Source organism: Halorubrum sp. T3, from assembly GCF_000296615.1.
GTDB lineage: Archaea > Halobacteriota > Halobacteria > Halobacteriales > Haloferacaceae > Halorubrum > Halorubrum ruber.
Window position 1 is genome coordinate 498508 of record NZ_JH815329.1, and the last position, 19108, is coordinate 517615.

Consider the following 19108-nt stretch of genomic DNA (forward strand, 5'->3'; position numbering starts at 1 on the left):
CCTCGCTTCCGTCGCTACTCGGGCGCGCTCCCGAGCAGCCGGTCTCGGACCTGCTCCGCGACGCCCGTGAGGTGCGCCTGTCCGAACAGGCCGACGAGGACCGCTCCCGCCGTGTTGTACATGAGATCGAGTACGGTGTCGTCGAGCCCGTGTTGCGCGAGCGGCATGTCGATCCCCGTCTCGGTCGCGACGATGTCGAGCCCGAACTCGAACAGCTCCCAGAGGACGCCGAACGCGAGGACGATGAGGACGATGAAGACGAACGCGAACCGCGCCGGGATGCGGATCCCGTCGCTGTGGAGGTCGACCGCGCGCAGCGTCGTGTACCCGACCGCGGCGACGAGCGAGGCCGACAGCGCGTGCGTCATGTGGTCCCACCACTCGACGCGCTGGTAGAACCCGGCGGACCCGACCGTGTGGAGGAACACCGCCATCGTGATCCACAGGGCGAGCCACGGGTCCAAGGGGAGGTCGTACCGGCGCTCCAGCGTCGCCGGGATCAGCGTGACGAGGAAGGCGATGACCCCGTTGCTTATCGCCTTCTGTTCGCCCGCGAGGAAGCCGTACGCGACGATGGCGACGAGCAGGACCTGCATCGCGCCCGTGAGCCGCCGTTGCGAGGCGAGCGACGGACGGGGGAGCAGCGTCATCGGCGCACCACCCGCCGGATGACGCGGCGGAGGCGGCGCCCTCGCCCTCGGAAGTAGCCGTCGAAGAGGAGCCCGGCCGCGATCCCCGCCAGCGTGACGTAGATCCACTCGATCATCAGCGCGTCGTTCGTCGTCAGGAAGGCGGTGCCGACGCGCTGGTCGAGGTTCCAGCGTAACACCGTCCACACCGCCGCCGTCGCCAGCGTCGCCATCACGACGAACGCGACCGCGAACCAGTGCGTGAGCCGCAGCGTCGTGAACATGTGGAGGTCGACGGCGATCACGAGCGCCAGCGCCGCGATGGCGACGTACGTCGCGAACGTCCCCAGTTCGCCGCCGAAGACGGCCCGCACGAGGACGGGCAACAGCGCGAGGGTGACGAGCTCTGCCGGGAGCATCGCCCGCCAGTCCCGCGCCGCGACGGTCGGCGCGAGCACGACCGCGCCGAGCCCGACGACGATCATCGCCGAGAGCAGGTCGTAGTCGAGCGCGCTCTCGACCAGCACCCCCGTCAGGACCGCGATCATCGCCCACGCGACGAACGCGTTGAGCCGTCCGTCGCGGATCAGCTCCGTCAGTCGGTCCTCGACCGCATCCAACCTGTCGGCTAAGTCCTCGTCGCGCTCCGCGTCACCGACATCCGCCTCGGAGCCGGCGTCGGCGTCGCGGCGTCGGTCTCCGTCCATGTCCGATACGGAGGCCGGGGAGGGTAATAAGGGGTCGCTCCGGGCATCGGGACGGCCTCCGTCTCGGGCGCCGAACGGACGGCCTTTTATTCCGCACGTTCCTCGGATCCGTATGAACTGTCGGCGGTGTGGCACCCCCATCGAGAAGCCGGGGGACTACTGTCTCACCTGTAACACCGCCAACGCCGACGCCGTCGTCGCCGAGTTCGAGACCGACCGCGCGCACCTGACTATGCTCGACGAGGACGACGTGGTCGGCGAGACGACGGTCACCACGCGCCCGGAAGAGGGCGAGCGACTGAGCGAGGTCCAACTGCGGAACTTCGCGGGCCGCGTCGCCGACGAGATCCGACGGAAGCGCCCCGAGACCGTCTACGCCGCCGGCGAGCGCGAGCCGCTCCGCGAGACGCGGGCGCAGCTCCACCACGAGTTCTACCGCGTCCCCGACGGCGGCGCGAGCGGGAGCGGTCAGGGCGGGGCGGCGGCGGACTCCCGTGACGACCGCGAGGCGGACGTGAGCCCGGTCGTCGCGTGGGTGCTCGACCGTCGGGGCGACCGGTCGCTGGCGGTCGTCGAGACGCCGCCCCGGGAGAAGATCGGCGGGTCGCACTCGACGCTCATCGGCGACCGCAAGGGGCGGAAGGCCGTCCAGACCGTCGCGGAACACCCTCACGTCAAGAAGATCGTCCCCGGTCCCATCGACGCCGGCGGGACGGGCTCGCGGACGGGCCTCCGCGCGAAGGCGACGCGCGCGGGGACGAACGGCAACGTCCGACTCCTCTTGCGCGACGGCTCCAGCGTTCAGGAGAACCGGATCGTCACCACGGCGATGGACCGCGAGACCGGCGAACGCGTCCGCGAGGACCTCAACGAGGCGCTCCGCGACGCCGAGCTCCAGGACGCGTAGCCGCGAGCCACGGTTCCGGTCGGGTCTCGGCCCCAGTGTTCGGATCTGTCCCTCGATGCGTCGATCTCGGGCGTGCGGCCCGGAACCGACCGCTACCGACCGCCTCTCTGTCGCGAGGTTTTTCACGAAACCGGGCGTTGCGAGCGGTGTGAGTACCCTCGTTACGCTCGGTGCGGGCGTCGTCTTCGGCTTGGCGCTCGCGGCGCCGCCCGGCCCGATGAACGCGGTGATCGCCGAGGAGTCGGTTCTCCGCGGGCGTCTGGCCGGCTTCCGGGCCGGGCTCGGCGCGGCGACTGCCGACGCGATCTTCTTCGTCCTCGCGTATGTCGGCGTCGTCGCGGTCGTCGAATCGTTCCCGCTGTTACAGGGCGCGATGGTCGCGGTCGGCGGGGTCCTGATGCTGTATTTCGCTGTCGGCGCCGCCCGAGGGGCCCGAGAATCCTTCCGTCCGACCTCGGGCGATGATCCGATGGTCGCGGAGGGGAAGGGGTTCCGCAAGGCGCTGGTGCTCGCCTTGACCAATCCCTACCAGGTGCTGTTCTGGCTGACGATCGGCGTCGGCATGCTCCGGCCGGGCGAGCTCGACGTGCTCGCCCGGCTCCCCGTCGTCGGCGCGGACCTCGCCGGGACGCTCGTGGTCGCCACTGGCTCGCCGGCGCTCATCGGCGGGTTCTTCCTCGGCGTGCTGACGTGGATCGTGAGCTTCCCGACCGGGCTCGTCGCCGCCGAGCGCCGGATCGAGACGTTCGCGCCGCTCGTCGCCGTCGGCTCCGCCGTCGTGCTCGCCGGCTTCGGTGTCTACTTCCTCTACGACGCCGCGACGACGCTGGCGGCGCTCGGCGCGTAGCGGGCGCGGCCGAATCGACCGCGTCGCTCGGCGGCGTGCGACCGATCGATCGCCCGGGTCAACCGACGCTCGCCGGCGCACCGCGCCCGAGCGGTCCGCGACCGCATGGACAACGGCTTTGACCCGTCGGCGAGACCGGCCCGTATGTTCGAGAAGACGACGTGGATCAAGCTCCCGCGGAACGTCCTCGTGGGACACGACGTCATCGACGACCTCGGGGAGGCGGTCGGCGAGCTCTACCTGACGGGGCGGCCGCTGATCGTGACGAGCCCGACGCCCAACGACATCGCCGGCGACCGCGTCCGGGCGCAGTTCGACGACCCCGCGACCGCCGTCGTCGACGAGGCCTCCTTCGACGCCGTCGAGGAGCTGAAGGCGACCGCCGAGGCCGTCGACCCTGGCTACCTGATCGCCCTCGGTGGCGGGAAGCCGATCGACATCGCGAAGATGGCCGCCGACCACCTCGACGTCGGCTTCGTCTCCGTCCCGACCGTCGCCTCCCACGACGGCATCGTCTCCGGGCGCTCCTCGATCCCCGAGGGCGACACCCGCCACTCCGTCGCGGCCGACCCGCCGCTCGCCGTCGTCGCGGACACGACGCTCATCGCGGACGCCCCGTGGCGGCTCACCACCGCTGGCTGTGCGGACATCATCTCCAACTACACCGCGGTGAAGGACTGGCGGCTCGCCCGCCGCCTCCGCAACGTCGAATACAGCGAGTACGCGGGGGCGCTCTCGGAGATGACCGCGGAGCTGCTCGTCGAGAACGCCGACATGATCCGCCCGGGCTTAGAGGAGTCCGCGTGGGTGGTCGTGAAGGCACTCGTCTCCTCCGGCGTCGCGATGTCGATCGCCGGCTCCTCGCGGCCCGCCTCCGGCGCGGAACATCTCATCTCCCACCAGCTCGACCGGATCGCGCCCGGCAAGGCGCTTCACGGCCATCAGGTCGGCGTCGCCTCGATCATGACGGAGTACCTCCACAGCGGCGAGAACGGCCGGTGGAGTGCCATCCGCGACGCCCTCGACGAGCTCGACGCCCCGACGACGGCGAGCGAGTTGGGGATCGACGACGCGGAGCTGCTCGCCGCCCTGACGAGCGCCCACGAGATCCGCGACCGCTACACCATCCTCCAAGGCGGGATCAACGAGGAGGCCGCAGTCGAGGTCGCGACCGCGACGGGCGTCATCGAGCGGTAGTCGTGACGGCGCGGTCGCGGGCGAAACGTCTCGACCGCCGGGAGTACCCGAAGCCGACTTATCGCTCCGTTCCCTCCTCCCAATATGTCCACCGCCAGCGTTCGCAAGCGGGCCAAGGAGCGGGCCACCGCGATAACCGTCCTCCTCACCGTCGTCGGCTACGGCGCCGTCGGCGGCGTGTTTCTGGTCCCCGAGTTCCAGGCGCTATTCCCGACGCTCACACAGGAGACCGTGAACCTGCTCGCGCACGCAATCGCCGCCGTCAACACCGTCACCGTGATCACCCTCTCGCTCGGCTGGTACTGGATCCGCAACGACGAGGTGAAGAAACACGCGGCCGCGATGACGACCTCGTTCGGCCTCATCCTCCTGTTCCTCGGGATGTACCTCCCGAAGGTCGCCGGCGGCGGCACCAAGGAGTTCGTGCTGGACTCGGCGTACGGGTGGGTCCCGCTGTGGGACTGGGTGTACCCCGCGTACCTGATCATGCTCGCGATCCACATCATTCTCTCCGTGATCTCCGTCCCGGTCGTCCTCTACGCCATCGTCCTCGGGCTCACGCACACGGAGCCGGAGCTTCGCAACGAGACCCCACACCGGCGCGTCGGACGGATCGCCGCGGGCGCGTGGATCCTCTCGCTCGCGCTCGGCGTCGTCACCTACCTCCTCCTCAACCACCTGTACGACTCGACGTTCGCGGCCGCCGAGGCCGCGACGGTCCTCCTCCCGGCTGTGCCGGTCTGAGAGCTGCCGCCCTCGATCGCTCGCCGTCTCGTTCCTCGCTTCCGGCCGCCCCCGCCGCCACCGAAACGCTTGAGCGGCGGCCGCGACACGCCTACCCATGACCGACTGGATCGGCGAGACGTTCACGAGCGACGCGGGCTGGAACCACCTCCTCGACCTCGTCGACGTCGGCGACCGGATGGCCGGCTCTGCGGGCGAGCGCGAGGCCTTGGAGCTGACCCGCGACGCGTTCGCCGACGCGGGCGCGCGAAATGCGGCGATCGAGGAGTTCGAGATACAGGGCTGGGAGCGCGGCGACAGCGCGGTCCGGGACGCGACGACCGACGAGCCGGTCGCGGTCGGCCCGAACGAGTGTATCGCGCTGCCGCGCAGCCCGAGCGGCGAGGCGACCGGCGAGTTCGTCGACCTTGGCTACGGCGTCCCCGAGGACTTCGAGGCCGACTTGGAGGGGACAGTCGTGATGGTCTCGTCGGACACTCCGGACTCCGTCGACCGGTTCATCCACCGCCGCGAGAAGTACTACCGCGCGGTCGACGCGGGCGCCGCCGCCTTCGTCTTCGCCAACCACGTCGAGGGGACGCTCCCGCCGACCGGGAGCGTCGGGACCGCCGACGATCCGATTGGGGCGATCCCCGCGGTCGGCGTCTCGAAGGAGACCGGCGCCCGGCTCGCGCGACGCAACGAGGGCGACGACCTGACCGTCGCGGTCGACTGCGAGACGCCGACCGCGACGAGCGGAAACGCGGTCGCCGAGCTGGGGCCCGACACCGACGAGCACTTGATCGTCTCCTCGCACGTCGACGCCCACGACCTCGCGGAGGGCGCGATGGACAACGGGGCCGGCACGGCGACGATCGTCGAGGTCGCACGAGCGCTCGCGGCCCGCGAAGACGAGCTCGACGTGCGGGTCAAGTTCGCCGCGTTCGGCGCCGAGGAGGTCGGCCTCGTCGGCTCGTCGGTGGCCGCCGAGGCGGCCGACCGGGACGCGGTCCGCGCCGTCGTCAACGTCGACAGCAACGTGTTCGGCCGGACGCTCCGGCTCGATCACCACGACTTCGACGCGCTCGAAGCCGCCGCCGAGCGCGTGAGCGACCGCTTCGACCACCCGGTCTCGACGGGCGAGGAGCTGGTCCCCCACAGCGACCACTGGCCGTTCGTGAAGCGGGGGATCCCGGGGTACATGATCTCGGGCGAGACCGAGGGGCGCGGCCGCGGCTGGGGGCACACCCACGCGGACACGCTCGACAAGCTTGAGTCGCGGAACCTCCGGGAGCAGGCGATCCTCCTCACCGAACTCGTCGTCGACCTCGCCGAGACGGACGCGTCGATCCCGCGCCGGGACACCGATGAGATCGCGGCGGCGCTCGAAGCGGAGGGGAAGGCGACGGGGATGAAGCTCACCGGCGACTGGACGTTCTAAGCGGAGGGCGGAAAGGGAAACCGCGGTCGGGGGGCAGAGTCCGTCAGGCGACGACGAACTGGTTCCAGATCCCTTCGACGACGAAGAACAGCGCGAAGTACGACGACCACACTAACACGACGAGCGAGGCGGCGATCGAACTCTTCGGCGCCTCGATCTCCATGTCGTTGCGGGCCTCGACGTTGCGCGCCTCCAGCTCGAAGAAGTCGGCGATGAACATCGCCAGCACGAGCACCGCGAGGATCGTCCCTCTCACGGGCGAGTCGAGGATGAAGACGAACGACAGGAGGACGAGCCCGACGTTGGTGAACACGTGCGGCGTGTACGCCTCCACGCTGTCCGCCTCCTGTCCCTGATCGACGTGTCGCCTGTGCGCGAGGTGCCGCGTCGCGAGGTTCGCGACGGTCATCACGAAGATCGCGTACGGCAGCGCCGGCCCGGCGGCCGCCAGCCAGCCGAGGGGAACGAGGAACTGCAGTGGGTCCATATCCACCATTTCCGTTCACGACGTATTAGAGTGTTTCCGATCGGCGCGCTCGCGCGGGGGTCGCGGACGTCGTTGGGCGTGGGGGAGCAGCCCCCTCACTCCGCCGTCGCCGAGAGGAGATCGACCGTCGCCGCGATCTCGACGCCGACCGCGCGGTGCGGCTCGACGGTCCCGCGGCGCTCGCCGTCGACGACCAGCGCGACCGGTTCCGCCTCGCGCTCGACCGTGACGCGGACGCCGCCGCTCGCGACCCACGTCTCGGGGCGAGTCGTGAACGGCGAGACGGGAACGACCGAGAGGCCGCCGCCGGGCGACACCACGGGCCCGCCGGCCGCCGCCGCGTAGCCGTCGCTCCCGAGCGGCGTCGCGATCACGGCGCCGTCAGCGCGCACCGAGACCGACTCACCGTCGGAAAAGGCGATCCCGTACTCGGAGATCCGGGCCGGCTCCGTCGTCACGAAGGCGACGTCCGCGGCCGCGAACCGGCGGCGACCGTCGCCGGTGCCGTCGACCGCCAAGACCGGGTGCGGGACGCGAGCGAACCCGTCGACCGCGCTCGCCGATCCGCCGAGCCAGTCGTCGGCGTCCGCGATGCGGTCGGCCGCGAGGTCCGGGTTGACCGCGTGACGACCGTCCCCGATCGGGAGGATCGGACTCGAACGCCCGTCATCGGTCGCGGCCGCGCGCATCGCCTTCCGAAGCGCGGCGTCCCCGACGGCGACGACCGCGTCCGCCTCGGTGTGGTCGACGAGACGGGCGCCCGCGCCGTCGACCGCCGATCGGATCGCCGCTGCCGGGTCGCCGTCGCCGAGAACCGCGAGGCGGCGCGTCGGCTCACTCATGCGCGAGGCTGGGGTGAGCGGCGGTGAAAAGCTCTCGGTTCGTCGGCGAGGACCGTCGCCGCCGCTCTCGGGCGGCGGAACAGACGGAGAAAGCGAGACGAGGGGGTGCGTTCAGTTCGCGGCCGCGTCGTCGTCGCCGTCGTCGAGGGCGTCGCGGAGCTGCCGGCTGGCGGGGATGAGTACCCAGAACGTCAGCGCGCCGAGGATCATCAGCCAGAACAACACGTCGCCCGCGAGCAGACCGACCTCGCCGTACGCCGTGTTCACGCCCTCCGCCGGGTTCACGAGCTGTGACACCTGGTAGTACGACGGCGTCCGGTACCAGCCGCCGAAGGTGATCCACCCGAGACCGCCGATCGTGAACAGGGCGAAGCCCTTCATGAACTCGTCTGCCATTATCTCACGTTTCGCTGGGGTCGTCTTGAGACTTTCCCATCCCTTGTCCGCGGAACCGGGTCCCGAGCACGTACACGGCGGTCCCGAGGACGATGAAGCCGACGCCGGTGATCGCCAGTACCGCCACGAGCACGTCCTCCGGCGGCAAGATTCCGGCGCTGTCGAGCAGGTAGACGATGGTCGTCCGGACGAAGCTTATCTGAAGCGTCGCGGCGTCGATGAGCGTGAACCCGACGAAGTAGGTGACAACCGCGGCGAGCGTCGAGAAGACGGTGACGGCCTTGTACAGCCGGAAGGGGACGACGACTTCCCGGCCGCTCGCCCCCTCTCGCGGGCCCGTCGGCTCGTTGCGCGGGTCGGCGTCGTCGTCGGTCGCGATCGGATCGCCGGTCTCGTCGAACGCCTGCGAGGCGTCGCCGTCTGTTGAGGATGACATGGGAATACGGAGCGTCGGAACGGCGGGGGCGGGAGCCCGGCCGCGCTTCGGCAGCGGGACCGCAGCGGACTGGGTCGGCCGCTTACTTCGGCGGCCGCAGCATGTAGTACCGTCGGTTGAGGTCGTACATGTACCCTTCGCGCATCGTCTTCAACACCGCGTAGGTGATGACGCCGCCCGCGATCGGGACCATGAACACGAGCGAGAACAGCAGCTCGGTCGGGACCGGGAAGAAGTTCTGGATGGCCAGCACCGCCAGCGTGATCGCCAAGATTACCCCGGTCACGCCGAGCGCGGCCCACCCCGGCTCCTCGACGGGGCGACGTGCGTTGCCCTTGTTGAGGAAGGGGACGAGCGTGATGACGCCGAAGATGGCGCCGTGGGCGATGAGCCCGTACAGCTCGTTGGACACGATGATGTTACCGCCCAACACCGCGAGCTCGGGGTTGATCGGGCTGAGCTTCAGCAGGCCGAACGACCAGTAGAGGTACCAGTCGGGCAGGATGATCGCCGGCGTGGAGCCGGGGTTCGCCGGGTCGCCGAAGTGCGACGGCAGGATCGAGGCCACGAGCAGGATGACCCCGAGGAAGAACGACGTGATCGCGAGGTTCCGAATGGTCTCGTGGGGCCACGTCGGGAAGCCGAGCACGTCGCGCTCGACGTACGTCGACTCCGCGCGCAGGTCCTCGTCCTCGCGCCGGGAGCGCTCGAAGTACTGGTAGGTGAGCTGTGCGAGCCCCTGGCTGCGCTCCTTCCGGTCGGACCAGGTCGGCGTCTCGTCGTCCGGCGGGACCGTCGCCGGCGGGCCGCCGTCGGTCCGCGCCTCGTCGTCGGTGCCTCCGTCCGTCATGGGTGTGGTGTCGTCGGTCATTGGATTAGTGCGGCTCCGCGATGCCCTGCACCCAGACGATGCCGACGTGGATCGCGATGAGCGCGGTGACCACGAACGGCAACACGAACACGTGCAGGATGTACATTCTCACGAGCGTCGCCTGTCCGAGGGTGAAGCCGCCGAACAGCAGCTGGGCCGCCCACTCGCCCACGATGGGGGTCGCGAGGGCCAGTTCGACGCCGATCTGCGCCGCCCAGAAGGACAGCTGCTTCCACGGGAGGACGTACCCGGAGAAACCGAACAGCAGCGTCAGGGCGATGAGCACGACACCGAGGATCCAGTTGACCTCGCGCGGCTCCTTGTACGCGCCGGTGAAGTAGACGCGCAGCATGTGGAGGAACACCGCCGCCACCATGAACTGGGCCGCCCAGCGGTGGATCGACCGGAGCATGAAGCCGAACTGGACGTCTTTCATGATCATCACCATCGAGTCGTACGCGGCGGTGGGGTCGCCCTGCGCCGCCGCGCCCGCGGTCGACGGCGCGTAGTAGAACCCGAGCAGCGCGCCAGAGACCGCCGCGAGCAGGTACGCGATGATGGAGAGGGACCCGAGCGAGTACAACGGGTACCAGTACCAGAACTTGTTGTCGAGGTCGTACTGCTCGGTGTGGCTCTTCGGCATCTGGAGGTTCGCGCGGTAGTACATCGTCTCCAGCAGCTCGAGGTAGTCGACGATGCGAAGCCGCTTGTCCAGCCAGATGAGCGTGGTCAGGAACGCCGTCTCGATGGCCGTGAGGTCCTGACTCTTGAGCCACGCGTTGTGGTCCATGTCGTCTTGTTTTTTCAGGCTCATTGTCGAATCACTTCTTGTAGTACGGGTACACCGCGCGCTTCAGCGTCTCCGCGAGGCCGCCGGTGTCGATGCCTTTGCCCTCCTTGTCCTCTTCGCGGACGTACAGATCCTCCCACTTGCGGCGACGCTTTTTCACGATCATCACGTCCGGCAGGAACTCCTTCCGGTACAGGAGAAGGATGAACGCGAGATCAATAAAGATGAAGGCCAACAGCGCGCCGACGTACATGTTCCCCGCCTCCGTCGACGCCCACGCGGACATCAGTCCGTAGGTGAACAGGGCGACGAACACGACTTCGATGACGGTGAGGAGGACGATCGCGATCGCGGCGGCGGTGCTCTCGCGGGCCGGCTCGTATCGGTGGATATCGCCGTACGAGGAGCTGCCGGAGCTCATCTGGCACCTCCGTGGCCCGTGTGGGCCGACTCGCCGTACTTGAGCATGTAGAACGTGAACACGAACGTCATCCCGATGCCGAGGATCGCGGAGATGCCGACCCAGTGAGCGTGGAGGGGGACGCCGACCTTGGCGATGTCCTCCGGCCACCCGGTGCTCGCGCCGCCGGTCTCGACGGTGGCGACGTCCTCGCCGACGGCGAGGCCGCCGTGCATGCCAACCGCGGTGTGGGGCACGCAGTGGTAGTGGGTGATGCCGGCGTCCTCGCCGGACGTCTCGTACTCGTAGGTGGCCCCCTCCTCGCCGACGGGGTCGCCGCTGTCGAGGGCTGCCGGACCGCCGCCATCGACGGTCTGGACGTTGTGCGAACCCCCGGCGCCTGTCCATTCCCAGGTGATCGTCGTTCCCTCGTCAACCCACACCAGCGTCGGGTCGAACGCGAGGCCGTCGCTGCCGGCGCCGACCGAGATGGTCACCTCGTCCTGACCGCGGGCGTCGGTGTACGACCCGACGTTCCCGTCGGCCGCCCCGCTGGGCCAGTCGGGCTGTACCTCCTGTGCAGCCACCGTTCCGGTCGCCCCGGCGGAGGCCGCGACGGCGGCGGTCGCGCCGCCGGCCGTCCGCACGAAGTCCCGCCTTTTCATACAGGCTCACTCGGGACGGGGTTCGCTTAAACCCACCGACTGAAACCGCCGACGTGGAGCAGGTCTCGGGGGCTGAAACCGTCGAAATCGTCGGATTACTCCTCTCGGTCGCGCTCCGTTGCGTCGGCGTCCTCGTCGGTCACGGCGCCGTCTTCGACGGGGACGAACCCGGGCCGCTCCTTCGCCTCGCGGAGCGCGCGCAGCCGGTCCCGGTACTCCTCCGAGCGGAACCGGTCCGAGAGTCGCGCGTTCGCCACCATCGCGAAGAGGAAGAGGCCGACCAAGAGGAAGACGACGCCCATCGCCGGCGCGACGATCGTCCCGAGGTCGGCCACGGCGCTCGCGACGAGGAGCGCCGCGCCGGCGAGCACCTGTACCGCGGCGACGGCCTGCACCACGAGGTTGCCGAACTCGCCGGAGCCCTCCGGGACGCTGTCCGGGTGCGGAAGCGACCAGTTCTCCGGCGGCTCGGGCACCTCGTACGACTCCATCGCCGCGAGCGCGACGACCGGCTCGATGTCCCGAAGCACCGTCCCCTCGCCGCGCACCTCGCCCGTGGGGCGGATGATCGCGTACCCCTCGTCGGAGTAGACGAGGATGCGCTCCTCGCCGTCCTCGCGGACGCGCTCCAAGACGCCGAACACGTCGCGGGTCGCGATCCGCGACTTCAGCTCGGCGTCGACGCGCTCGAGGAGTCGGTCGCCGGTGATCCACGTGTCCGGGTCGAAGGCGGCGTCCCACTCCTCGGCGCTCATCTGCGCCATGTCGGAGGGGCCGAAGTCGTCGAAGTCGTACTCCGACTCGACGCGCTCGCGGAGGGCCTCGATGTCGGTCTCGTCCGCTCGCGTCCCCTCGGCATCGGCCGTCGTGGGATCGTCGATATCGCCCGTCGTGGGATCGTCGACGTCGGCCGCCGCGGATTGGTCGCCCTCGCCCGCCGCGGACTCGCCGTCGTCGGGTGACGTGCGGTCGTCCGAACCGTCGGACGCCGGATCGGCCGACTCCTCCGGCGGCGACTCCGACTCCGACCGCGTCGAGGTGTCCTCCATCACCCCGGCGCTACGTGCTCCTGACGCTAACTGTTTTCGTCCGCGCCCGGCCGCCGGGAGCCCGGGACCGCACGTCCGGAGACCGCACCGCCGGACGCGGATCGGGGGGCTTTACGCGCCGGAGCACGTAGCAGCTCGCATGGTCGACGAGTCGGTCATCGCGGCGCTCGCCGGGGTGTCCGTGACGACGAGCCTTCCCTTCCTCCTGTACGGCGCCTGGATCATGATCGACGCGGAGACGGTGTCGTGGAACGTGTTGATGCGGCACCTGCGGTATATCGTCGCGGGACTGGTGCTCACGACGGTTCCCATCGTCGGGTGGATGATCCCGCGCGTCCTCGAACAGCTGACGGGGATGGCGATCCTCCACGCGTTCTTCGGCGTTCAGGCGTACGCCCTCCTAGCGTTCGCGCTCACCGGGATCGTGCGGATCTTCCAGGCGAAGCGGAACGCGGACGCCTACGAGGATCTCGACGTCGACATCGACGAGATCCACGAGGACATGGGCCACTGGCGGAAGCGGCTCCGCGCCGGCGTCGCCGGCTTCATGCTGCTGTGGCTGTGCGCGTGGGTAACCGGGCTCTACCGGCTGTACACGCTCCACCTCGCGTCGATGATCTGACCGCGGCGCCCCGGCGAACGGTCTATTTGCTGCGCGTCGAAACCCGTCTCCCCGACCGACAGGTTCAATCCGGGTTTACCCGTAACAGGGGTATCGTGGCAGTCACCTTCGACCTCTTCGGGACCCTCGTCGACGTCGAGTACCCGTCCGACCCGGCGGAAGCGGTCGCGCGCGAACTGGAGTCCCGCGGCGTGACGGTCCCCGACGACTGGCACGTCGCGTACGGCGAGCAGCACGTCGAGGCGCCGGCGGGCGCGGAGGTCCCCCTCCCCGCGCACGTCGCCCGCGCGCTCGACTCCCGCGGCGTCGACGCGGACCAGAACGTCGCCAGACACGCCGTCATCGCGGCGTTCGACCCCGACGTGACCCGGCGCGACGGCGCGCTCGACGCGGTCCGGGGCGCCGCCGAGCGCGGCTCGGTCGGCCTGCTCTCGAACTGCGCCGTCCCCGAACTCGTCCCGCGGACGCTGATCCGCGCCGGGCTCCGCGGCGAGTTCGACGCGGTCACGACGAGCGTCGGCTGCGGCTGGCGGAAGCCCCATCCCTCCGCGTTCGAGGCCGCGGCCGAGGCGCTCGACACGACCACGACGGGACTCGTCCACGTCGGGGACGACCCCGAGACCGACGGGGGGATCGTCGCCGCCGGCGGCCGCTTCGTCGACGTGACGGAGACGCCGCTGTCGGAGGTCGTCGGCGAACTCGAAGCGGAGCCGTAGGCGGTTCGACGCGCCCCCGGACCGCGAAGTCAGTCGAAGTCGCGATCCGCCAGTCGTGCGCGCCACGCCTCGTCGACCCGCCCCTCCGCGACTAACTTCTCGACGTGCGCGGCGACCGTCGCCAGCGCGAGGTCCCGCACGCCGGAGATGTCCTTCTCGTAGGCGCCGTCGACGACCGCGTCGAGGTCGGCCGCGCCGCCGTCGATCGCGGCGATCACGTCGCGTTCGCGCGCCAAGCGGTGCTCGATCAGTCGGTCGCACGTCGCCACTGGGTCGTCGATCGCGGGCCCGTGTCCGGGGAGCAGTCGGTCGTAGCCGGCGTCGCGCACCCGTTCGAGGCTTTCGAGGTACGCGGACAGGTCTCCCTCGGGGGCGGTGACCGCGACGCTACCCTCCGCGACGGCGAGGTCGCCGCAGCACAGCACGGAGCGGGCCCCAGTCGCCGGGTCTCCGGCCCCGAACGCGACGTGGTCGGGCGCGTGTCCCGGCGCGTCGACGACGCGGACCGCGGTGTCCCCGACCGTCTCCCCCGGTGCGACCGTCTCGTCGGGCTCGACCCCGGCCGCCGCGGCGAACCGGTCCGCGTGCCCCTCGCGGGCGACGACGGTCGCGTCCGTCAGGGCGGCGTAGTCCGCGACCGCGCCGACGTGGTCCGGGTGGGCGTGGGTGACCGCGATCGCCTCGACCGGCGGGGCGTCGGCGGGGTCGGCCGGGTCGCTCGACGGGAGCGACCCGCGCGCCGCGAGCGCGGCGTCGAGCGCGTCGGTCCGGGCCGCCGGGTCGACGAGGAGCCCGTCGAGCAGGTACGCGTTCGTCGTCCCGCCGGGGGCACGCGTGTCGACGGGGACCTCGACGCGGGTGACCGCGGGGGAGTCGCCCGACTTCGGACCGTCGCCCGACATCGCTCAGTCCCCGCGGCCGAGCGACGACCGTACGGCCGGTCCGGGACCGGAGCCGGGGCGCTCGCGCCCCGGAATCGGCACGTCGGTGTCGCCGGCGACGGCGTACGCGGAGAGGTCGACGGTCCCCGGGGCGACCGCGTCGACGGCCTCGACGGAGTCGTACGGTCGGCCGACCACGACGTCGCCGGCCGTACTCCGGTTGATCCCCGGAATGGCGGTCAGCTCGTCCATCGAGGCCGCGTTGATGTCGAGCGGGTACGGGACGCCCGTCACGGAGCGGTAGCCGTGGTCGGTGATCGCCACGTCGATGGTCGTGCCGAGCTCGCGCTCGCCGGGCACCGCGACGAGGAGCGCGTAGGTGCCGAGCTGGCGACCGAACGTCTTGCCGTCCTGGTGGTATTCGAGGTGGAGGTCGGGCAGCACGGTCCCCGGCGGGACGACGCGGTCGAGCATCGGGTTGTCGATGGTCTCGCGGACCTCCCGCTTGTACGCCTGGAACTGGTCTTTGTGCTCCTGCGCGATGTCGGCGCCCGTCTCCGCCATTTCCGTGCCGGCGAACGCCATCACCTGCCGGATGTTGATCCGGCGGAGCATCAGCCCCTCGTCGTAGACGGTCTGGAGGAACTCCTTGTTGTGCTCGTACGTCTCGGGGCGCTCGCCGGTCAGCCCGTGGACGAGGTTGATCCCGGGGAGCAGCTTCGGCAGCCGCGGCGAGGCGTCCGGGCCGGTCGAGGGGCCGGTGACGCGCGTCGTGTCGCCGGGCGTCGTCTCCGGACTGTCGCCCGGGCGCCAGCCGCCCTCCTCGTTGACGACGCGGACGGCCTCTAAGCACTCCTCTGCGGTGACGAGCAGGTTGTTCTCCTCTTGGACCACCGGGTCGGCCGATTCGAGACCGAACGCCGCCGTGTCGCCGGGCGTGTTGTGCTCGGCGATGACGCGGATCGCCTCCCGGGAGGCCTCCGGGTAGTCGGTGATCGTCACCGGGTTCATGTTGTCGAGGTGGAGCGTCCGGAGGTCGGGCGCGACCTCGCGGATCCCGCCGTACAGCTCCCGGAGGGCGTCGGGGTTCGGCGCCTCGCCGTCGCCGCCGAACGCGAGGATGTCGGCCTGCCGCCCGAGCCGGAAGTGGCGCACCCCGCGGTCCGAGAGCGCGTCGACCTCGTCGACGACCGACCGGGCCTCCCGGAACGCCGGATCGCCGTACAGCGGCTCCGTACAGAACGAACAGCGGTACGCGCAGCCGCGCGAGGTCTCCATCTCGCAGATGAGGTAGTCCGGGTGGTTCGGGTGCTGCTCGACGACGAACGCCCCCCGCCGCGCCCACCGGTCGACCTCCTCGTTGGTCCGCATCCGGTTGCCGTACCCCTCTAATCCCTCGCGGACGAGGTCGTGGGCCGCGGCCTCGACGTCGCCCATCGCGACGAAGTCGTAGTCGAGGTCGTCGCGCTGCGTCTCCTGCGCGCCCGCGTTCTCCTCGCCGACGCCGAACCGCACCGGGCCGCCGAGCAGCGTCACGCCGTCGGCGGTCCAGCCCAGCTCGCGCACCTCGTCCGGCTCCGCGGGGGTGCCGCCGACGTACTTGCCGGGCACCGTCATCCCGCCGACGTACACCATGAGGTCGGCGTCCGCCACGTCGGCGTGTTTGCTCCGGTCCTCGCGGAGCTCGTCGATGGTGTGGTAGGTGATCTGCGACTCCGGAACGCCCGCGTCGACGAGCGCGCCCGCCGTGTACCGCGGGTACGTCGAGAGGTACGGCGGGACGCCGAAGTGGGCCGGCTCGTCGACGTACCCGTCGACGATCGTGACGGAGAGGTCGTTCGGGTCGGCCGGGAGCGACCCCCGGGCCGACGCGGGCGAATCGGTCATGTTACCCTCCGTAGTCGGCCGAGCGGGGAAAAGCGTGCGGAACGGTCGACCCGGCGCTCCGCGGCCGGCCACTTATAACAAAGCGCCCGGTAACGACGGCCATGCCCTCCGAGACGGTCGATCGGCGCCGACTGATTGGGCAGTACCTCTCGATCGGCGTCGTCTGCGCGTTCGCCGCGGTACAGTTCTACGCCGCTGACCCTAAGCCGTTGGGCGCCTCGCTCGCGTGGGCGACCGCCACCGCCATCTCCGTTGGACCGCTCGCGTGGCTGGCCCGGGACCGGCTCCCGCCGGACAGATACGAGACGCTGGCGTACGTCGCCGCGGGCGCCGCGATCCTCGTCGCGTCCGTCTGGCTCGGCGTATCGCTCGCGTTCGCCCCGGAGCTTTTCCCGTACGGGCCGGGCTTCGTCACCGGCGTCGCGTTCGGGGCCCTCGTCGTGTCGGTCGCGGAACGGACGGTCGTCCCCGAGCGGTACCGCGGACTGAAGGCGTGACCCGATCGGTTCCCCAATTGTTATGTTGTACTCCGATGAGGACCGGGTATGGTAGATGTTCCCGGGGAGACGGTCCGCGTCCTCAGCGTCCCGGAGAGCGGCGACGCGCGCTCCTTCGGGACGGAGTGGCCGAACGCGGAGTTCGACGTCACCGTTGAGTCGAGCATCGAGTCGGCGGTCGAACGGCTGCGGCGGAAGCCGGTCGACTGCGTCGTTGCCGGACATGATCTGCCCGACGGAGACGGGATCGAACTCCTCAGGGAGGTCCGGGACCGCGACCCCGAAGTGCCCGTCGTCCTCGCCACGGCGTCCGGTTCCGAACGGGTCGCGAGCGAGGCGATCGCGAACGGTGTCGCCGACTACGTCCCTCTCGACGCGACCGACGGGGGCGAAGGGCTGCGCGAGCGGGTCCGGCAGGCCGTGGCTCACGGTCGAAGCCGCGAGGCCGAGGAGGCCCGCAAACGCGACAGGCGGCGGTTGGAGACGCTCATCGGGAACCTCCCCGGATTCGTCTATCGCTGCCGGAACGCGCCCGGGTGGCCGATGGAGCTCGTCCGCGGCGAGAGCGAGCCGATCACCGGCTACACGACGGCGGAACTCGCGAGCGACGCGGTCGTCTGGGGCGAAGACGTCATCCATCCGGACGACCGGGAACGGGCGTGGGAGGTCGTCCAGGCGGCGATAGACACGGGCGAGGAGTTCGAGATCACCTATCGGATCCGCACGCGGGACGACGAGCTGCGCTGGATGTGGGAGCGCGGCTGTCTCGTCGAGTCCACCGTCGACGGCACCGCCGTGTTGGAGGGGTTCATCACGGACGTGACGGAGCGGAAGGAGTACGAGGCGGAGCTCGAACGTCGCAACGAGGAGCTGGAATCGTTCGCCAGCGTCGTTTCCCACGACCTCCGGAATCCCATCGCGGTCGCGAAAGGGCGAGTCGATCTGGCGCGCGAGCGGTACGACGATTCCGACCTCGACCGCGCCGCGCGCGCACACGACCGAACGCTCGAACGGATCGACCAGCTGCTCACGCTCGCGAGAAACGGGAAGCGGGTCACGGACGTCGAGCCGGTCGACCTCGACGACGCCGTCGACCGCTGTTGGTCGGGCGTCGCCACGGGGGACGCGAGCCTCGACGTCGAGGTGGACTCGACTGTCGACGCTGACCGTGAGCGGCTCGTCCAGCTCCTCGAGAACCTCGTGCGGAACGCCGTCGATCACGGGGGCGACGACGTCGCCGTCCGCGTCGGCGAACTCGACTCGACCGCGGGGTTCTTCGTCGCCGACGACGGGCCGGGGATACCCGAGGACCTGCGCGATCAGGTCTTCGAGGCCGGATTCACGACGGCCTCGGAGGGGACCGGATTCGGCCTGAGCATCGTCTCCCGGATCGCCGAGGCGCACGGTTGGAGCGTCGAGGCCGTTGACGGAGCGGAGGGTGCGCGGATCGAGGTGCGGACGGGCCCGACTCCTTGAAACGGCGACGCGACCGCCGCCGCCACGCCGTTTAAGCCGTCGCCGACACAATACGTCGATATATGCCATCGACGATGGAGGTCAAGTGCGTCAGCGACGACTGCGAGCTCGACATGTTCGAGAATCACTACACGTACGACGTGCCGGACGACCACGCGGTCGAGGACCTCTCGTGTCCGTACTGCGGGGGGAGCGACCTCGTCGAAATCGAGGTGTGAGCCCGTGAGCCGACTCGTCGAGACCGGTCGGTCCGCGCTCCGGAGCGCCCTCGAACGCGTCGGCCGCGGGTGGGGCCGCGTTCAGGAGCGCCGCCCGCTCTCGCACGACCTCCTCGAGAGCGACGACGCCTACCTCGTCGTCTTCGACGCGCCCGGCGTCCGCGGCGAGGACGTCGACGTCACCTTCCTCGACCGCACCGTTGAGGTAAACTTAGAACGCTTCCGCGACTTCTACGACGGCTACGACCTCGTGTTCCCGGGCCGCGGCGTCTCGCTGTCCGGGAGCGTCGACCTCCCGCGCGACGCCGACGTGACCCCGGAGGGCGCGAACGCGACGCTCACGCGCAACGGCACGCTCCACGTCGAGATCCCCAAACGCGGCGGGTCGAGCGACGTCGACGTCGTCGAAGAAGACGACTGACGC

General features: G+C 70.3%; 24 protein-coding genes. 11 read left to right on the plus strand and 13 right to left on the minus strand.

Features of this window, described 5'->3' with window-relative positions; translation table 11 throughout:
* Positions 1–14: 14 nt before the first annotated feature.
* Together B378_RS0104630 and B378_RS0104635 are read right to left on the minus strand one after the other, a co-directional pair.
* Entirely contained in the window at positions 15–650 is a 636-nt protein-coding gene (locus tag B378_RS0104630) for a hypothetical protein (protein WP_017342650.1), read from the minus strand.
* Positions 647–1336 carry a hypothetical protein gene (locus tag B378_RS0104635; protein ID WP_017342651.1) on the minus strand — a complete coding sequence of 230 codons (690 nt, stop codon included), beginning with the start codon at positions 1334–1336 and terminating at the stop codon, positions 647–649. Before B378_RS0104635 ends, B378_RS0104630 begins: the two co-directional genes overlap by 4 nt.
* Positions 1337–1448: 112 nt before the next feature.
* Here B378_RS0104635 and B378_RS0104640 point away from each other — a divergent pair, with 112 nt between their 5' ends.
* The 5 genes from B378_RS0104640 to B378_RS0104660 all read left to right on the plus strand — a co-directional run bounded on the left by B378_RS0104640 (position 1449) and on the right by B378_RS0104660 (position 6451).
* The gene (locus tag B378_RS0104640) at positions 1449–2243 is read left to right on the plus strand and encodes a DUF2103 domain-containing protein (RefSeq protein ID WP_017342652.1); all 795 of its coding nucleotides are present in this window, start codon (positions 1449–1451) and stop codon (positions 2241–2243) included.
* A 148-nt stretch (positions 2244–2391) separates the two neighbouring features.
* The gene (locus B378_RS0104645) at positions 2392–3090 is read left to right on the plus strand and encodes a LysE family translocator (RefSeq protein WP_017342653.1); all 699 of its coding nucleotides are present in this window, start codon (positions 2392–2394) and stop codon (positions 3088–3090) included.
* Between the two features lie 144 nt (positions 3091–3234).
* Positions 3235–4287 (plus strand): NAD(P)-dependent glycerol-1-phosphate dehydrogenase, encoded by a 1053-nt coding sequence (locus B378_RS0104650; protein ID WP_017342654.1) that lies wholly within the window; start codon positions 3235–3237, stop codon positions 4285–4287.
* An 84-nt stretch (positions 4288–4371) separates the two neighbouring features.
* A complete protein-coding gene (locus B378_RS0104655) occupies positions 4372–5031 on the plus strand; it encodes a DUF420 domain-containing protein (protein WP_017342655.1) in 660 nt (219 codons plus the stop codon).
* A gap of 97 nt (positions 5032–5128) precedes the next feature.
* Positions 5129–6451: a M28 family peptidase gene (locus tag B378_RS0104660; protein ID WP_017342656.1), complete on the plus strand. Its 1323-nt coding sequence runs from the start codon at positions 5129–5131 to the stop codon at positions 6449–6451.
* Between the two features lie 43 nt (positions 6452–6494).
* On the opposite strand, the gene B378_RS0104665 is transcribed toward B378_RS0104660, so the two are convergent.
* The 9 genes from B378_RS0104665 to B378_RS0104705 form a co-directional block, all read right to left on the minus strand.
* Positions 6495–6938: a hypothetical protein gene (locus tag B378_RS0104665; RefSeq protein WP_017342657.1), complete on the minus strand. Its 444-nt coding sequence runs from the start codon at positions 6936–6938 to the stop codon at positions 6495–6497.
* A gap of 95 nt (positions 6939–7033) precedes the next feature.
* Entirely contained in the window at positions 7034–7780 is a 747-nt protein-coding gene (locus B378_RS0104670; protein ID WP_017342658.1) for an NAD(+)/NADH kinase, read from the minus strand.
* A 111-nt stretch (positions 7781–7891) separates the two neighbouring features.
* Positions 7892–8176: a hypothetical protein gene (locus tag B378_RS0104675; RefSeq protein ID WP_017342659.1), complete on the minus strand. Its 285-nt coding sequence runs from the start codon at positions 8174–8176 to the stop codon at positions 7892–7894.
* Positions 8177–8180: 4 nt separating this feature from the next.
* The gene (locus B378_RS0104680; protein WP_017342660.1) at positions 8181–8612 is read right to left on the minus strand and encodes a hypothetical protein; all 432 of its coding nucleotides are present in this window, start codon (positions 8610–8612) and stop codon (positions 8181–8183) included.
* An 82-nt stretch (positions 8613–8694) separates the two neighbouring features.
* Positions 8695–9483 (minus strand): cytochrome b, encoded by a 789-nt coding sequence (locus B378_RS0104685; RefSeq protein ID WP_026046181.1) that lies wholly within the window; start codon positions 9481–9483, stop codon positions 8695–8697.
* Between the two features lie 4 nt (positions 9484–9487).
* On the minus strand, positions 9488–10297 hold the full coding sequence (locus B378_RS0104690) for a cytochrome bc complex cytochrome b subunit (protein WP_026046182.1): 810 nt from the start codon (positions 10295–10297) through the stop codon (positions 9488–9490).
* A 7-nt stretch (positions 10298–10304) separates the two neighbouring features.
* Positions 10305–10694 carry a hypothetical protein gene (locus B378_RS0104695; protein WP_017342662.1) on the minus strand — a complete coding sequence of 130 codons (390 nt, stop codon included), beginning with the start codon at positions 10692–10694 and terminating at the stop codon, positions 10305–10307.
* Positions 10691–11338 (minus strand): halocyanin domain-containing protein, encoded by a 648-nt coding sequence (locus B378_RS0104700; protein WP_017342663.1) that lies wholly within the window; start codon positions 11336–11338, stop codon positions 10691–10693. The genes B378_RS0104695 and B378_RS0104700 overlap by 4 nt, the downstream gene beginning before the upstream one ends.
* A gap of 95 nt (positions 11339–11433) precedes the next feature.
* Complete coding sequence (locus tag B378_RS0104705; protein ID WP_017342664.1) at positions 11434–12387, minus strand: hypothetical protein; 954 nt, start codon at positions 12385–12387, stop codon at positions 11434–11436.
* A 139-nt stretch (positions 12388–12526) separates the two neighbouring features.
* Here B378_RS0104705 and B378_RS0104710 point away from each other — a divergent pair, with 139 nt between their 5' ends.
* Together B378_RS0104710 and B378_RS0104715 are read left to right on the plus strand one after the other, a co-directional pair.
* Entirely contained in the window at positions 12527–13009 is a 483-nt protein-coding gene (locus B378_RS0104710) for a hypothetical protein (protein WP_017342665.1), read from the plus strand.
* Between the two features lie 95 nt (positions 13010–13104).
* Positions 13105–13725: an HAD family hydrolase gene (locus tag B378_RS0104715; protein WP_017342666.1), complete on the plus strand. Its 621-nt coding sequence runs from the start codon at positions 13105–13107 to the stop codon at positions 13723–13725.
* 29 nt (positions 13726–13754) lie between these two features.
* On the opposite strand, the gene B378_RS0104720 is transcribed toward B378_RS0104715, so the two are convergent.
* Together B378_RS0104720 and B378_RS0104725 are read right to left on the minus strand one after the other, a co-directional pair.
* Positions 13755–14627 (minus strand): MBL fold metallo-hydrolase, encoded by an 873-nt coding sequence (locus B378_RS0104720; RefSeq protein ID WP_017342667.1) that lies wholly within the window; start codon positions 14625–14627, stop codon positions 13755–13757.
* Between the two features lie 3 nt (positions 14628–14630).
* Positions 14631–16493, minus strand: a complete 1863-nt coding sequence (locus B378_RS0104725; protein WP_017342668.1) for a radical SAM protein — start codon at positions 16491–16493, stop codon at positions 14631–14633.
* A gap of 101 nt (positions 16494–16594) precedes the next feature.
* Between B378_RS0104725 and B378_RS0104730 the strand changes: the two genes are divergently transcribed.
* The 4 genes from B378_RS0104730 (at position 16595) to B378_RS0104745 (ending at position 19105) form a co-directional block, all read left to right on the plus strand.
* Positions 16595–16990: a hypothetical protein gene (locus B378_RS0104730; protein WP_017342669.1), complete on the plus strand. Its 396-nt coding sequence runs from the start codon at positions 16595–16597 to the stop codon at positions 16988–16990.
* Positions 16991–17038: 48 nt separating this feature from the next.
* Positions 17039–18466 (plus strand): hybrid sensor histidine kinase/response regulator, encoded by a 1428-nt coding sequence (locus B378_RS0104735; protein WP_017342670.1) that lies wholly within the window; start codon positions 17039–17041, stop codon positions 18464–18466.
* A 62-nt stretch (positions 18467–18528) separates the two neighbouring features.
* Complete coding sequence (locus B378_RS17015; protein ID WP_017342671.1) at positions 18529–18684, plus strand: hypothetical protein; 156 nt, start codon at positions 18529–18531, stop codon at positions 18682–18684.
* 4 nt (positions 18685–18688) lie between these two features.
* Entirely contained in the window at positions 18689–19105 is a 417-nt protein-coding gene (locus tag B378_RS0104745) for an Hsp20/alpha crystallin family protein (protein WP_017342672.1), read from the plus strand.
* The last annotated feature ends 3 nt before the right edge of the window (positions 19106–19108 follow it).

What these genes read in the sequence shown, in the direction of transcription:
- B378_RS17015 (WP_017342671.1), top strand. Translation starts at nt 18,529, where the DNA reads ATGCCATCGACGATGGAGGTCAAGTGCGTCAGCGACGACTGCGAGCTC.
- B378_RS0104695 (WP_017342662.1), bottom strand. Translation starts at nt 10,694, where the DNA reads ATGAGCTCCGGCAGCTCCTCGTACGGCGATATCCACCGATACGAGCCG.
- B378_RS0104710 (WP_017342665.1), top strand. Translation starts at nt 12,527, where the DNA reads ATGGTCGACGAGTCGGTCATCGCGGCGCTCGCCGGGGTGTCCGTGACG.
- B378_RS0104680 (WP_017342660.1), bottom strand. Translation starts at nt 8,612, where the DNA reads ATGTCATCCTCAACAGACGGCGACGCCTCGCAGGCGTTCGACGAGACC.
- B378_RS0104670 (WP_017342658.1), bottom strand. Translation starts at nt 7,780, where the DNA reads ATGAGTGAGCCGACGCGCCGCCTCGCGGTTCTCGGCGACGGCGACCCG.
- B378_RS0104650 (WP_017342654.1), top strand. Translation starts at nt 3,235, where the DNA reads ATGTTCGAGAAGACGACGTGGATCAAGCTCCCGCGGAACGTCCTCGTG.
- B378_RS0104705 (WP_017342664.1), bottom strand. Translation starts at nt 12,387, where the DNA reads ATGGAGGACACCTCGACGCGGTCGGAGTCGGAGTCGCCGCCGGAGGAG.
- B378_RS0104630 (WP_017342650.1), bottom strand. Translation starts at nt 650, where the DNA reads ATGACGCTGCTCCCCCGTCCGTCGCTCGCCTCGCAACGGCGGCTCACG.
- B378_RS0104700 (WP_017342663.1), bottom strand. Translation starts at nt 11,338, where the DNA reads ATGAAAAGGCGGGACTTCGTGCGGACGGCCGGCGGCGCGACCGCCGCC.
- B378_RS0104635 (WP_017342651.1), bottom strand. Translation starts at nt 1,336, where the DNA reads ATGGACGGAGACCGACGCCGCGACGCCGACGCCGGCTCCGAGGCGGAT.
- B378_RS0104675 (WP_017342659.1), bottom strand. Translation starts at nt 8,176, where the DNA reads ATGGCAGACGAGTTCATGAAGGGCTTCGCCCTGTTCACGATCGGCGGT.
- B378_RS0104640 (WP_017342652.1), top strand. Translation starts at nt 1,449, where the DNA reads ATGAACTGTCGGCGGTGTGGCACCCCCATCGAGAAGCCGGGGGACTAC.
- B378_RS0104735 (WP_017342670.1), top strand. Translation starts at nt 17,039, where the DNA reads ATGGTAGATGTTCCCGGGGAGACGGTCCGCGTCCTCAGCGTCCCGGAG.
- B378_RS0104725 (WP_017342668.1), bottom strand. Translation starts at nt 16,493, where the DNA reads ATGACCGATTCGCCCGCGTCGGCCCGGGGGTCGCTCCCGGCCGACCCG.
- B378_RS0104685 (WP_026046181.1), bottom strand. Translation starts at nt 9,483, where the DNA reads ATGACCGACGACACCACACCCATGACGGACGGAGGCACCGACGACGAG.
- B378_RS0104655 (WP_017342655.1), top strand. Translation starts at nt 4,372, where the DNA reads ATGTCCACCGCCAGCGTTCGCAAGCGGGCCAAGGAGCGGGCCACCGCG.
- B378_RS0104660 (WP_017342656.1), top strand. Translation starts at nt 5,129, where the DNA reads ATGACCGACTGGATCGGCGAGACGTTCACGAGCGACGCGGGCTGGAAC.
- B378_RS0104690 (WP_026046182.1), bottom strand. Translation starts at nt 10,297, where the DNA reads ATGAGCCTGAAAAAACAAGACGACATGGACCACAACGCGTGGCTCAAG.
- B378_RS0104665 (WP_017342657.1), bottom strand. Translation starts at nt 6,938, where the DNA reads ATGGACCCACTGCAGTTCCTCGTTCCCCTCGGCTGGCTGGCGGCCGCC.
- B378_RS0104730 (WP_017342669.1), top strand. Translation starts at nt 16,595, where the DNA reads ATGCCCTCCGAGACGGTCGATCGGCGCCGACTGATTGGGCAGTACCTC.
- B378_RS0104720 (WP_017342667.1), bottom strand. Translation starts at nt 14,627, where the DNA reads ATGTCGGGCGACGGTCCGAAGTCGGGCGACTCCCCCGCGGTCACCCGC.